We start from the raw sequence: 13,250 nt of genomic DNA, 5'->3' as shown, positions 1-13,250 counted from the left end.
TGTACCCAGGATTGGTTACAGTCCAAGCAGCGACAGCATGATAAACGTCGCAAACAACACAAAATGGGTCATCCCTTCGATGGCATTGGTTTCGCCATCGTTGAGGTTGATCGCACTGACAATCAGCGTGATAAACACCATCACCGTCTGCACCGGCGTCATTGCCATCTGAAACGGTTGGCCGGTGTACAAGGCCATGGCTTCCATCACCGGCACTGTCAGGATCACCGTCGACAGCGACGCACCCAGCGCAATATTCACCACCGACTGCATGCGGTTGGCCAGCGCCGCGCGCAACGCAGTCAAAATCTCCGGCGCAGCGGAAATCGCCGCCACGATGATCGCCGTGATCACCGGCGGGGCACCCGTTCCTTCCAGGCCCAGGTCGAGGGTCTTGGACATCACCTCAGCCAACGCGCCAATCACGATCACGCCAAACACCAAAGTCCCGATGGAAAACGCCAGGCTGATCGGCGGCGACTCTTCTTCCGGCTGTTTCTTACGACGTTTTTCCGGGTAGCTGTAGCTGAAGAAATAACTGTGAGGCCCCACCTGCATCCGCAGGAACAACGTGTACAGCACCACCATCGCGCCAATGGTGAAGGCCGAGTAAATTTTCCAATCGGCCTCGGGGATGAATTCCGGCACCACCATCGACACGCCCATGGCGGTAAGAATCATCACGCTGTAGGTGCGTGCCGAATCGTCGTTGTAGGACTGTTCGCCATGCTTGATCCCGCCCATCAGCGCCGCCAGGCCGAGGATGCCGTTGATGTCGAGCATCACTGCGGAATAAATGGTGTCGCGCACCAGGGTCGGCGACGGCTCGTTACTCATCATGATCGCCAGGATCACCACTTCCACCAGCACGGCGGCGAGGGTCAGGATCATGGTGCCGTAGGGATCGCCAACCTTTTCCGCCAGTTGCTCGGCGTGATGGGCCACGCGCATCGAGGCCACGACGATAAAGCCGATCAGCGCGATGCCGCTGAGCAGCGCCACCATCTGCCCGCTGCCCAGCATCCAGTGCTCCAGCGGGTAAGCGGCGATGGCGGCAATCAGCGCCAGCAGCATGAATTTTTCTTGCTTGATAGATGTGAGCATTGCAGGCCTTTTGAACGCGGCGAATCCGTTATTGATGGGGTACAGACTGCACCGCGCCGCTAACGTTTCGTTACACCTTAGTTCACTCATCGCTTGCACGACGATCGCGGATGCTCACCGCTTGGTCAGGTTTTGCCGATTATTTCGGCGTGCGCCTGTAGAATGCCGCCATTGCACCTGATGAGAATTTATAAATGTACGATTGGCTCAACGCCCTGCCCAAGGCTGAATTGCACCTGCACCTGGAAGGCTCCCTGGAACCTGAGCTGCTGTTCGCCCTGGCCGAACGCAACAAAATCGCGCTGCCGTGGAACGACGTCGAAACCCTGCGCAAGGCCTACGCCTTCAACAACCTGCAAGAGTTTCTCGACCTGTACTACAAGGGTGCGGATGTACTGCGCACCTCCCAGGATTTCTACGACCTGACCTGGGCCTACCTGCTGCGCTGCAAGGCGCAGAACGTGATCCATACCGAACCGTTCTTCGACCCACAGACCCACACCGACCGTGGCGTCCCCTTCGAAGTGGTGCTCAATGGCATCGCTGCCGCGTTGAAAGACGGCGAGCAACAACTGGGCATCACCAGCGGTTTGATCTTGAGCTTCCTGCGCCACCTGAGCGAAGAAGAAGCCGAAAAAACCCTCGACCAGGCGCTGCCGTTCCGTGATGCGTTTGTTGCCGTGGGTCTGGACAGTTCGGAAATGGGTCACCCGCCGAGCAAGTTCCAACGCGTGTTCGACCGTGCCCGTCACGAAGGTTTCCTGACCGTCGCCCACGCCGGCGAAGAAGGCCCGCCGGAGTACATCTGGGAGGCCATCGACCTGCTGAAAATCCAGCGTATCGACCATGGTGTACGCGCCATTGAAGACGAACGCCTGATGCAGCGGATCATCGACGAGCAGATCCCGCTGACGGTGTGCCCGCTGTCCAACACCAAGCTGTGCGTGTTCGACGACATGTCCCAGCACAACATCCTCGACATGCTCGAGCGTGGGGTGAAGGTCACGGTGAACTCGGATGACCCGGCGTACTTCGGCGGTTATGTCACCGAGAACTTCCATGCGCTGTACACCTCCCTGGGCATGACCCAGGACCAGGCCAAACGCCTGGCGCAAAACAGCCTGGATGCACGGTTGGTCAAGCCTTAATCACCGACCGGTCTGGCGAGCCGGGCAATTTCCAGTTGCCCGGCTTCACTGACCTGCAGCGCCTGGGACTCATTGATCACACTGACCCAGTTCGACTGCAAACACAGCTGCAACAGCGCGACCCCCAACGCACCGCCCAGGTGCGGCTGCTGTTCGCTCCAATCAAAACAATCGCACACGATCGGCTGAGCCAGTGCCTGGGTAAAAATCCCCAGCGCTGCGAGTTTGCGTGCGCCAAGGGGCGTCACTTCCGTGCGCTGCTCTGCACGCTCGATCCACCCTGCCGCCATCATCCGTTGATACAACCCCGCCGCCAATTCACCACCGAGGTGCCCCTGGCAAAGCCTGGCCCGCCGTAAAGCCGCAGGCGCAATCAAGGACTGGGAATGAGCGGGCGTGCTGCGGGCGATTCTGGCCATGGTGGTACAGGCCAGGGCATCCACGGCGGCCCCTACGTCGGCAGCGGCCACACGGAAAAAGCGTTTACCGCTACGGGCTTCGACGCGCAGCAGGCCGCCGGCCGTCAATCGCGTCAGGTGAGCATTGGCCGAGGCCGGCGACAGCCCCGCCAGTAGAGCCAATTCATCGGAGGGTTTGGCCGAGCCATCCATCAACGCCCAGACCATCGCGGTACGTTTCGGGTCGGCCAGCAAAGTGGCGATCTGACTGATGCAAGGTGCCTGTTCCATGTGCTCATTCACTCCCTGTTGAATCATTCGTCTGCTGCGGTTCGCAGAAAAGTATAAGCGTGAAAACGCCCGGTTCCGTGCCGTCTTACAGCGCAACCAAGGACAGAGGCTGAAGGAAATTTCCCGATATTCCCGGAGTCAGGGTGTAGAGGCCGACCGCTCCGGCAACTGCGCAGTCAATGTCGCACAACGCGCAACGAGCATTTCCCGCAGAAGATTGATCGGCTTGCTCAGTTGCGCGCGATGGGCGCACAACAGGTTGAGCGGCGTGCGCTCGCCCCGCAGCTCCGGCAGGATCAGGCGCAGGCGCCCGGCCAACACATCAGAGCTCACATCCAGCCAGGATTTGTAGGCGATACCCACCCCGGCCACCGCCCAACGCCGCACCACATCGGCATCATCACTGAAGCGGTCGCCGGTCACGGTCAGGCTGACGTCGCGCTTGCCATCGTTGAAACCCCAATGGTCATGCACCCGGCTGCCGAGCATATACAGCAGGCAATTGTGTTGGGTGAGCTGTTCCAGATGGCGCGGTTCGCCATGCCGCGCCAGGTAGCTGGGGGCGGCGCAGAGCACACGGTAGTTGTCCGGGGCGATGGGCAGCGCGATCAGGCTGGAGTCTTCGGGCTCGCCGTAGCGCAGGGCGATGTCCACCGGCTGGCGGAACAGGTCGGCAATCCGGTCGCCCAACAGCAGGCGTACGCTCAGGTCGGGGTATTCGCGCTGGAACTCATCCAGCCAAGGCAACAGTTGATTACGCCCAAAGTCCGACGGCGCCGACAGTTGCAGCACCCCGCTGACCTGGTCCTGGCCACTGGCCAATAAGCGCCGGCCTTCATCCAGGCTGCTCAGGGCAGCTCGGGCGTATTCCAGAAAGCCTTCACCCTCGGCGGTCAGGCGCAGGCTGCGGGTGGAGCGCGCCAGCAAACGTGCGCCCAGTTGCTGCTCGATACGCTTCAACGCCGCGCTGGCCACCGCCGCCGACATGTCCATCACCCGTGCTGCAGCCGAAAGGCTGCCCAGGTCTGCCGCACGCACAAACAACTGCAAGTCATCAAAACGCAGCACCCTGACCGCCCATTATCAAAAAAACATTGAAAGAGACTGCTCTTTTAGCGGGTTTTATCTTCCAGAGAAATAGCCAATCATCTGTCCATCCCGTTCATCACGTGTCTGGAGTCGAATATGTCCGCTGCCTTTAACGTCATCGCCACGCTGATCGCCAAACCCGGCCAACAGGCCACCCTGGAAACCTTGCTGCGCGAACTGCTGGAACCCACCCGCATCGAAGCCGGCTGCCAGCAGTACGACCTGCACCAGGACCTGCAACACCCCGAGACCTTCTACATGCTCGAACGCTGGAGCGACGACGCCGCACTGGCCGATCACGACCAGAGCGCCCATATCCAGAATTTCCGCGCCAAGGCTGCCGACGTGCTCGAGCATTTCGAACTCAAGCGCCTGAAGTTTCTTGCCTGATCAACCGCCCCCTTTTTGGAAACCCTCATGAAAGCCATTGCCTACTACGCTGCATTGCCCATCAACGATCCAAAATCCCTGCAAGACATCGAACTGCCAGAACCGGTCGCCGGTCCTCGCGACCTGCTGGTGGAAGTCAAAGCCATCTCGGTGAACCCGGTGGACACCAAGGTGCGCCAGAACGTCGCCCCGGAAAACGGTGCCGCCAAAGTGCTGGGCTGGGACGTGGCCGGTGTGGTCAAGGCCGTGGGCAGTGAAGTGAGCCTGTTCAAGGTCGGTGACAAGGTGTTCTACGCCGGCTCCCTGGTACGTCCCGGTGGCAACAGCGAACTGCACACCGTGGATGAGCGCATCGTCGGCCATATGCCGAAAACCCTGGGTTTCGCCGACGCGGCCGCCCTGCCGCTGACCGCCATCACCGCCTGGGAGTTGCTGTTCGAACGCCTGCAAGTGCGTGAAGGCAAGACCGATGAAGGCCAGAGCCTGCTGATCGTCGGCGCATCGGGTGGTGTGGGATCGATCCTGACCCAACTGGCGAAACAGCTTACCGGCGTGAAAGTCATCGGCACCGCCTCCCGGCCTGAAACCCAAGCCTGGGCCAAGGACCTGGGTGCCGACCTGGTGATCGACCACAGCAAACCGCTGAGTGAAGAGCTGAAAAAGGCTGGCCATCCGCAGGTGAACTACGTCGCCAGCCTGACCCAGACCGACCAGCACCTGGACCAACTGGTGGAAGCGCTGATTCCCCAGGGCAAACTGGCGCTGATCGACGACCCCAAAGCGCTGGATATCAGCAAGCTCAAGCGCAAGAGCCTGTCGCTGCATTGGGAGTTCATGTACACCCGCTCGATGTTCGAGACCAGTGACATGATCGAGCAACACAACCTGCTCAATCGCGTCGCCGAACTGATCGACGCCGGTACCCTGAAAACCACGGTGGGCGAGCACTTTGGCGTGATCAACGCGGCCAACCTGCGCCGCGCCCACGAACTGCTGGAAAGCGGCAAGGCCAAGGGCAAGATCGTGCTGGAAGGGTTCTAACGAAAGGTTCTGTCAGTGTCGTCTGTTATTCATGTGAGTAATGGACGACACCGCTAGTCAGAGACTTGATCCTTGTCATATTTGTGAGCGTATTCGGGTTTATATTGGCCGCCTTTGCCACGCAATTTACGTGAGGAAGTCAGCAATGAAGATCCTGATAAAAGCGCTAGCAAGATCCGAAGGCAACAAATGGCAGGTCCGTCTCGACCAGAACGCCTTTACCTTCCGCAGTGAGGCCGAAGCCCGCGCGTTTGCCGACACCCTGCAAACCCGTATCCAGGCACCTCACCGATTCCCCGAAAGCCAGCAGCGTTCTGCTGGCTGACCCGCTCAGTCCGCCGCTTGCAGTGCCCGTTGGCGCTGCAGGCGCCGGGTCAGCATCGCGAACGTCACCGCAAGCACGCCACACAAGCTGATGACCATTGCCATCGGCATCGCCGTGCCGTCGTGCAACACGCCGACCAACGATGCAGCGCCTGCCGCCACACCAAACTGAATACAACCGAGCAACGCCGACGCGCTGCCCGCCCGTGCGCCCTGCCCGCTCATGGCGCAGGCCGACGTATTCGGCAGAATGCAGCCCAGGCTGGCGATGCAGATAAACAGCGGTACCAACAGTGGCCACAAGGCGTCAGTGCGCAAAGCAGTAATGGCCAGCAACGACAGGCCCGCCGCCAGGTAGACCCACACCGTGCGCGACAGCAGAAACGCGGGGCCGCGCGACGCCAGCAGGCGCGCATTGACCTGTGCCACCAGGATAAAGCCGGCGGCGTTGGAGCCGAAAACCCAGCCATAGTGCTCGGCGGGCACGCCATAGAGTTTGATAAAGACGAAAGGCGAGCCCGCGATGTAGGCAAACATGCCGGCAATCGAGATACCACCGGTCAAGGCGTAGCCCAGGTACACCCGGTCCGACAGCAACCGGCCGTACTGGCGCAACGCGCCCGACAGCGGCTGGCGCGGTTGGTGGGCGGGGAAACTTTCCGGCAGCCCGACCGCTACCGCGATGGCCGCCATCACGCTGAATGCCGTCAGCGCCAGGAAGATCGACTGCCAGCCCCAGATACCGACCATTACCCCACCCGCCAGCGGCGCGAGGATCGGCGCCAGCCCGGTAACCAGCATCAGTTGCGAAAACACCTTGGCCGAGCCTACCGCGTCACATTTATCGCTGACCACCGCCCGGGAGATCACCATGCCCGCGCAACCACCCAAGGCCTGGACGAAACGCGCGCCGATCAGCCATTCCAGGGAAGGCGCGTATGCACAGGCAAAGGAAGCCAGGGTAAACAGGGTGACACCGCTCAGCAGCGGCCCGCGTCGGCCAAAACGGTCCGCCAGCGGTCCATAGATCAACTGGCCGATCGCCAGGCCCGTGAAGTACACGGCCAAGGTCAGCTGAATATGTTTTTCGTCGGTGCCGAATGCCACGGCCATGGCCGGGAAACCCGGCAGGTAGAAGTCGATGGCCAGCGGCGCGAACGCGCTCAAGGCCCCCAGAATCAGGATTATACGAAGGTTCATCAGGCACCCAGGTGAGTCGGCAGCCCGACAGTCTAGCCGGGCATGGGTGCCTTGAACATTAAGTTAGCTCGCTAACTATCAGAAAATCAGGCGAGCTTGACGCTGTAGCCTTCCTCGCTGATCAGGTTGATCACTTCGGCCGGCGACAGCAGGCTGCTTTCCACGCCGACTTCTTTCGCCGCGAGGTCGACGCGCACGCTGGCGGCCGGGTCCTTATCCTGCACCGCCTGGGTAACCGAGCGAACGCAGTGGCCGCAGGTCATTCCTTCAACGCTGAATACTTGCATGACATGACTCCTTTGATGAGGTTGCCCGCAGTTTCGACCTTGCCACGATGGCAAGGTCAAGTTCTGAAAACATCGGCCGGGCTGGCATTCATCGGCGCCCTCGGCCAAGCTGCACCTATCCACGATGTGAACCTCGGAGAATTCGCCATGCGCTGGTCATTTTTTGGCCTTGTCAGCCTGATGGGCTTGTTTGCTGCTGTGCCACCGGCCAGCGCAGATGAAGATTATGCGGTGCTGATTATTTCCCGGGAGCGCCTGGAAGTGCCCACCAACTGCGAGATTGGCTTGTACATCCAGGACCAGTTGGCCGGGCGGCTGTTCCAGGAGCAGGCCACCTCCTTCAACTTGCCGGCCGGGAATGTGTCGTTGCGCCTGAAGTTGTTGCCGGGGCAATCCCAGGGTTGCTTGCCGGGCATGCTCGCGCCACCGGCGCAAAACATTACGTTGAAGGCCGGTGACGTGCGCAAGCTGCGTATCGCGCAAGGTCCGGACGGCATGTATCTGAAGCGAGCGGCACTGGAATACTAAGCCCCGAAAACCTGTAGGAGCGAGCTTGCTCGCGAAAAACGTTAACGATGACGCGTTCATCCTGGATAAACGCGGCGCCCTCAAGCTTTTCGCGAGCAAGCTCGCTCCTACAGTAAAAAGCGCCTTGACCTTCCCCACAGGTCAAGGTTGATCCTATGGGCAATCTCTCCTGGAGTACTGCCCATGAACGGATCCACCACCTTCGACCTGCCGATCAGCGGCATGACCTGCGCCAGCTGCGCCGGGCGGGTTGAACGGGCACTGGGCAAAGTGCCCGGGGTGCAAAGCGTCAGCGTCAACCTGGCCAACGAACGCGCCCACATCGAAGTGCTCGGCCAAATAGACCCCAGCGTCCTGATCGCCGCCGTCGACAAGGCCGGCTACACCGCCACCCTGCCCCAGAGCGAAACCGCCACCCAGGCCAGCCAGGAACAACGCCTGAGCCATGAGCGTTGGTCGCTGCTGCTGGCGATCCTGCTCGCCGCGCCGTTGGTGCTGCCGATGCTGGTGCAACCGTTCGGGCTGCACTGGATGCTTCCGGCCTGGGTTCAATTTGCCCTGGCCACCCCGGTGCAGTTCATTTTCGGCGCACGCTTCTATATCGCCGCCTGGAAAGCCGTACGCGCCGGAGCCGGCAATATGGACCTGTTGGTAGCCATCGGCACCAGCGCCGGTTACGGCCTGAGTCTCTATGAATGGCTCACGGCATCCGCCGGCACGATGCCCCATCTGTATTTCGAAGCTTCGGCCGTGGTGATCGCCCTGGTGCTGCTGGGCAAATACCTGGAAAGCCGCGCCAAGCGCCAGACCGCCAGTGCCATCCGCGCCCTGGAAGCCTTGCGTCCGGAGCGGGCGATCCAGGTGATCGACGGCCGCGAGCAGGACGTTGCCATCACCGCCCTCAAGCTGAATGACCTGGTGCTGGTCAAACCCGGCGAGCGCTTCCCGGTGGACGGCGAAGTGGTTGAAGGCCAAAGCCATGCCGACGAGGCGCTGATCAGCGGTGAAAGCCTGCCGGTGCCGAAGCAGCCGGGCGATGCCGTCACCGGCGGAGCCATCAACGGCGAAGGCCGGCTGCTGGTGCGCACCCTGGCCCTTGGCGCAGAGAGCGTACTGGCAAGAATTATCCGCCTGGTGGAAGACGCCCAGGCTGCCAAGGCTCCGATCCAGAAGCTGGTGGATAAAGTCAGCCAGGTGTTCGTGCCGGTGGTGCTGGTGCTGGCCTTGGCCACGCTGATCGGCTGGTGGCTGTATGGCGCACCGTTGGAAGTTGCGCTGATCAATGCCGTGACCGTGTTAGTCATCGCTTGCCCTTGCGCCCTTGGCCTCGCCACACCCACCGCCATCATGGCCGGTACCGGCGTCGCCGCCCGCCACGGCATCCTGATCAAGGACGCCGAAGCCCTGGAGCGCGCCCATGAAGTCAGCGCCGTGGTGTTTGACAAGACCGGCACCCTGACCTCCGGCGCACCGAAAATTGCGCACTTGGCCGCCGTCGATGGCAACGAAGCGGCCCTGCTGCAACAGGCCGGTGCGCTGCAACGCGGCAGTGAACATCCGCTGGCCAAGGCGGTGCTGGACGCCTGTGCCGAACAGGGCCTGAACGTGGCCGATGTCAGCGCCAGCCAGTCCCTCACCGGGCGCGGTATCGCAGGCACTCTCGACGGTCGGCAACTGGCGCTGGGCAACCGTCGCCTGCTGGAGGAAACCGGCTTGAGCACCGGTGATCTCGCCGACTCGGCCAGCGCCTGGGAGGCCGAAGGCCGCACCTTGTCCTGGCTGATCGAGCAAGGCCCGCAGCCTCGCGTACTGGGTTTGTTCGCCTTCGGTGACACGCTCAAACCGGGCGCCCTGCAAGCAATACAAGCACTCAAGGCGCGGCACATCAGCAGCCACCTGCTGACCGGCGACAACCGTGGCAGCGCCCGAGTGGTCGCCGAAGCCTTGGGCATCGACGACGTGCACGCCGAGGTGTTGCCTGCGGACAAGGCGGCTACCGTCGCCGAGCTGAAAAAGACCGGCGTGGTCGCGATGGTCGGCGACGGCATCAACGACGCCCCGGCCCTGGCTGCCGCGGACATCGGCATCGCCATGGGTGGCGGCACCGACGTGGCCATGCACGCCGCCGGGATCACCCTGATGCGCGGCGACCCACGGCTGGTGCCCGCCGCCCTGGAAATCAGCCGCAAGACCTATGCGAAAATTCGACAGAACCTGTTCTGGGCCTTTGTGTATAACTTGATCGGCATTCCGCTGGCCGCGTTCGGCCTGCTCAACCCGGTAATGGCCGGCGCGGCCATGGCCCTGTCCAGCGTCAGCGTGGTGAGTAATGCGCTGCTGTTGAAAACCTGGAAACCCAAGGATCTGGAGGACGAACGTCCATGAACATCGGCCAAGCAGCACGCCAAAGTGGCCTGAGCGCCAAGATGATTCGTTACTACGAGTCCATCGGCTTGTTGAAAGCCGCCCATCGCACCGACAGCGGCTACCGCATATATAGCGCCGATGATTTGCACACCCTGGCGTTTATCAAGCGTTCGCGGGATTTGGGATTCTCCCTTGAGGAGGTTGGCAAGTTGCTGACCCTCTGGCAAGACCGGGGCCGTGCGAGTGCCGACGTCAAGGCATTGGCCCGCCAGCATATCGATGAGCTGAACCAGAAGATCCGCGAGTTGGGGCAGTTGCGCGATACGTTGCAGGACCTAGTGGAACACTGCCAGGGCGATCATCGGCCGGATTGCCCGATTCTCAAGGAATTGGCGTCGGGCAGTTGTTGCGCCTGACCAGACTTTACTGACTGCACAAAACAAGTGTGGGAGCTGGCTTGCCTGCGATGCAGGCACCTCGGTCTGTCAGCCAAACCGAGGTGATGCTATCGCAGGCAAGCCAGCTCCCACATGGACCGGGATCCTTCCCGGCTATTGGATCACTGCATCCAGGGCGGCGGTGGAGGCTCTTCCGACGCCTTGCTCGGTGGCGCATCGTCTGCCGCACGGATCGCCTGGCGACGCTCTTCATCGAGCCGTGCCGCTTCGATCTCGCGGATAACACCGCCCACGTCAGCCAACTCTTCCGGCTCGTCGAACTCGCCGGTCAAGACGCTGGCCGGGTGCAGAGTGCCGGCTTCGTACAGCGCCCACATCTCCTTGGCGTACTTGGTCTTCTTCAACTCCGGGGCAAAGCGCCCGAAGTAGGAAGCCATGTTGCCCACATCCCGTTCCAGCATGGTGAACGCGTGGTTGTTGCCCGCCGCATCCACCGCCTGGGGCAGGTCGATGATCACCGGGCCCGTCGGCGTCAGCAGCACGTTGAACTCGGAAAGGTCACCGTGCACCAGGCCGGTACACAACATCAGCACGATCTGGGTAATCAGGAAGGCGTGGTATTCGCGGGCCTGGTCCGGCTCCAGCGTCACGTCGTTCAGACGTGGCGCCGCGTCGCCGTATTCATCGGCCACCAGCTCCATCAGCAGCACGCCTTCAAGGAAGTCGTACGGCTTGGGCACGCGAACGCCCGCACCGGCCAGACGAAACAGCGCCGCTACCTCGGCGTTCTGCCAGGCATCTTCGGTTTCTTTCTTGCCGAACTTGGAGCCCTTGGCCATGGCCCGGGCCTGACGGCTGTTGCGGACCTTGCGGCCTTCCTGGTATTCGGACGCCTGACGAAAACTTCGTTTATTCGCCTCCTTGTAGACCTTGGCGCAACGTAACTCGTTGCCGCAGCGCACCACGTAAACAGCTGCTTCTTTACCACTCATGAGTGGGCGCAGCACCTCGTCGACCAGACCGTCCTCGATCAGGGGTTCAATGCGTTTAGGAGTCTTCATCAGCTTTTATTGTGGGTCCTTTATTACCAAACACGCGTATGGCACTCGTTATACGGCAATCCTCTCGCCTCGGGGAGAGGGTACCGACCTTTGACCGCTTAAGAATGCATCCAATATGCCAGATTAATCTGCAATCCCCTGTAGGAGCGAGCGTGCTCGCGAAAAACCCGAGGACGCCGCGTCGATTCAGCATGCCCGCATCATCGTTAACGACCTTCGCGAGCAAGCTCGCGCCTACAGGGGTTGTTGTTCATCCATAGTGTAATTCAGCGCTCAATAATCGCGGTGACGCCCTGGCCCCCGGCGGCGCAGATCGAGATCAGGCCCCGGCCCTTGCCGGCTGCGTCCAACAACTTGGCCAGGTTGGCGACGATCCGCCCGCCAGTGGCGGCAAACGGATGACCGGCGGCCAATGAGCTGCCTTTGACGTTCAAGCGGCTGCGGTCGATGGAGCCCAGCGGTGCGTCCAGCCCCAGGCGGGTCTTGCAGTATTCCGGATCTTCCCAGGCCTTCAGCGTGCACAACACTTGGGCAGCGAAGGCTTCATGGATCTCGTAGTAATCGAAGTCCTGCAGCGTCAGGCCATTCCTGGCCAGCAAACGTGGCACCGCATACACCGGCGCCATCAGCAGGCCTTCGGCGCCGTTGACGAAATCTACCGCCGCCGCTTCGCCATCGCGCAAATAGGCGAGGATCGGCAAGCCGCGCTCCTTGGCCCAGGCTTCACTGCCCAGCAGCACCAACGAGGCGCCGTCGGTCAGCGGCGTCGAATTGCCAGCGGTGAGGGTGCCCTTTTCGCTGCGCTCGAAGGCCGGCTTGAGGCTGGCGAGCTTTTCCAGGGTCAGGTCGGGGCGCAGGTTGTTGTCGCGGGTCAGGCCGAGAAAGGGCGTGAGCAGATCGTTGTGCCAGCCCTCGGCGTAAGACGCGGCCATTTTCTGGTGGCTTTCCAATGCCAGTTGATCCTGCTCGGCGCGGGGGATCTGCCAGGTCTGCGCCATCAATTCGCAATGCTGGCCCATGGACAACCCGGTGCGCGGTTCGCCGTTGCGCGGCAGTTCCGGCTTGAGGTGATGGGGACGAAGTTGTAACAGGACTTTTAATTTATCCGCTATGGATTTGCTGCGATTGGCTTGCAGCAGGATTTTGCGCAGCCCCTCGTTCACCCCGATGGGCGCATCGGACGTGGTGTCTACGCCGCCAGCAATCCCGCACTCGATCTGCCCCAGGGCAATCTTGTTCGCCACCAGCAACGCGGCTTCCAGCCCTGTGCCACAGGCCTGCTGGATATCGTAGGCCGGCGTCTGCGGCGACAGGCGCGAGCCCAGCACACACTCGCGGGTCAGGTTGAAGTCCCGGGAATGCTTGAGCACCGCCCCGGCGGCCACCTCGCCAATGCGCAGGCCGTGCAGGTTGTAGCGTTCGATCAGGCCTTCCAGGGCGGCGGTCAGCATCGCCTGGTTGCTCGCCGTGGCGTAAGGGCCGTTGGAGCGGGCGAAGGGGATGCGGTTACCGCCAATGATCGCTACACGGCGCAATTGAGTCATGGAAAGCTCCCTTGAGGTTATGGGGTGAATCTCTGAGCCTAGCCTAGGCTCAATCGAACGACTTTCACCTATTGATGGTC

At 61.6% G+C, this 13,250-nt stretch carries 14 protein-coding genes; 7 read left to right on the top strand and 7 right to left on the bottom strand.

What is annotated here, in order from left to right:
• Nucleotides 1-15: 15 nt before the first annotated feature.
• Nucleotides 16-1,104 (bottom strand): calcium:proton antiporter, encoded by a 1,089-nt coding sequence (locus ACUN0G_RS02465; RefSeq protein WP_258343558.1) that lies wholly within the window; start codon nt 1,102-1,104, stop codon nt 16-18.
• Nucleotides 1,105-1,298: 194 nt separating this feature from the next.
• On the opposite strand from ACUN0G_RS02465, the gene ACUN0G_RS02460 reads away from it, so the two are divergent.
• On the top strand, nt 1,299-2,252 hold the full coding sequence (locus ACUN0G_RS02460) for an adenosine deaminase (protein ID WP_008430770.1): 954 nt from the start codon (nt 1,299-1,301) through the stop codon (nt 2,250-2,252).
• On the opposite strand, the gene ACUN0G_RS02455 is transcribed toward ACUN0G_RS02460, so the two are convergent.
• Nucleotides 2,249-2,941 (bottom strand): ArsR/SmtB family transcription factor, encoded by a 693-nt coding sequence (locus ACUN0G_RS02455; protein WP_258343556.1) that lies wholly within the window; start codon nt 2,939-2,941, stop codon nt 2,249-2,251. The two genes, ACUN0G_RS02460 and ACUN0G_RS02455, sit on opposite strands and share 4 nt — an antisense overlap.
• A 138-nt stretch (nt 2,942-3,079) precedes the next feature.
• Nucleotides 3,080-4,009: a LysR family transcriptional regulator gene (locus ACUN0G_RS02450; protein ID WP_063033286.1), complete on the bottom strand. Its 930-nt coding sequence runs from the start codon at nt 4,007-4,009 to the stop codon at nt 3,080-3,082.
• Between the two features lie 117 nt (nt 4,010-4,126).
• Between ACUN0G_RS02450 and ACUN0G_RS02445 the strand changes: the two genes are divergently transcribed.
• The 3 genes from ACUN0G_RS02445 (at nt 4,127) to ACUN0G_RS02435 (ending at nt 5,786) form a co-directional block, all read left to right on the top strand.
• On the top strand, nt 4,127-4,420 hold the full coding sequence (locus ACUN0G_RS02445; protein ID WP_177025961.1) for a putative quinol monooxygenase: 294 nt from the start codon (nt 4,127-4,129) through the stop codon (nt 4,418-4,420).
• A gap of 27 nt (nt 4,421-4,447) precedes the next feature.
• Nucleotides 4,448-5,461 carry a zinc-binding alcohol dehydrogenase family protein gene (locus ACUN0G_RS02440; RefSeq protein WP_421525283.1) on the top strand — a complete coding sequence of 338 codons (1,014 nt, stop codon included), beginning with the start codon at nt 4,448-4,450 and terminating at the stop codon, nt 5,459-5,461.
• Nucleotides 5,462-5,606: 145 nt separating this feature from the next.
• On the top strand, nt 5,607-5,786 hold the full coding sequence (locus ACUN0G_RS02435; protein ID WP_003211153.1) for a hypothetical protein: 180 nt from the start codon (nt 5,607-5,609) through the stop codon (nt 5,784-5,786).
• 5 nt (nt 5,787-5,791) lie between these two features.
• On the opposite strand, the gene ACUN0G_RS02430 is transcribed toward ACUN0G_RS02435, so the two are convergent.
• Both ACUN0G_RS02430 and ACUN0G_RS02425 read right to left on the bottom strand, forming a co-directional pair.
• Nucleotides 5,792-6,985, bottom strand: coding sequence for a multidrug effflux MFS transporter (locus ACUN0G_RS02430; protein WP_063033290.1), 1,194 nt, complete (start codon nt 6,983-6,985; stop codon nt 5,792-5,794).
• A gap of 86 nt (nt 6,986-7,071) precedes the next feature.
• The gene (locus ACUN0G_RS02425; RefSeq protein ID WP_063033291.1) at nt 7,072-7,272 is read right to left on the bottom strand and encodes a heavy-metal-associated domain-containing protein; all 201 of its coding nucleotides are present in this window, start codon (nt 7,270-7,272) and stop codon (nt 7,072-7,074) included.
• A gap of 147 nt (nt 7,273-7,419) precedes the next feature.
• Between ACUN0G_RS02425 and ACUN0G_RS02420 the strand changes: the two genes are divergently transcribed.
• The 3 genes from ACUN0G_RS02420 to cueR all read left to right on the top strand — a co-directional run bounded on the left by ACUN0G_RS02420 (nt 7,420) and on the right by cueR (nt 10,583).
• The gene (locus tag ACUN0G_RS02420; protein WP_421525284.1) at nt 7,420-7,800 is read left to right on the top strand and encodes a hypothetical protein; all 381 of its coding nucleotides are present in this window, start codon (nt 7,420-7,422) and stop codon (nt 7,798-7,800) included.
• A 183-nt stretch (nt 7,801-7,983) separates the two neighbouring features.
• The gene (locus ACUN0G_RS02415) at nt 7,984-10,185 is read left to right on the top strand and encodes a heavy metal translocating P-type ATPase (protein WP_445572611.1); all 2,202 of its coding nucleotides are present in this window, start codon (nt 7,984-7,986) and stop codon (nt 10,183-10,185) included.
• Nucleotides 10,182-10,583: a Cu(I)-responsive transcriptional regulator gene (gene cueR / locus ACUN0G_RS02410; RefSeq protein ID WP_177070053.1), complete on the top strand. Its 402-nt coding sequence runs from the start codon at nt 10,182-10,184 to the stop codon at nt 10,581-10,583. The genes ACUN0G_RS02415 and cueR overlap by 4 nt, the downstream gene beginning before the upstream one ends.
• Before the next feature lie 143 nt (nt 10,584-10,726).
• On the opposite strand, the gene ACUN0G_RS02405 is transcribed toward cueR, so the two are convergent.
• Nucleotides 10,727-11,626 (bottom strand): PA4780 family RIO1-like protein kinase, encoded by a 900-nt coding sequence (locus ACUN0G_RS02405; RefSeq protein WP_017478460.1) that lies wholly within the window; start codon nt 11,624-11,626, stop codon nt 10,727-10,729.
• Between the two features lie 266 nt (nt 11,627-11,892).
• Nucleotides 11,893-13,170: an acetyl-CoA C-acetyltransferase gene (locus tag ACUN0G_RS02400; RefSeq protein WP_445572610.1), complete on the bottom strand. Its 1,278-nt coding sequence runs from the start codon at nt 13,168-13,170 to the stop codon at nt 11,893-11,895.
• Nucleotides 13,171-13,250 lie beyond the last annotated feature (80 nt).

This window comes from Pseudomonas sp. 32A (assembly GCF_052682255.1).
This window is presented reverse-complemented; position numbering and strand designations above follow the sequence as displayed.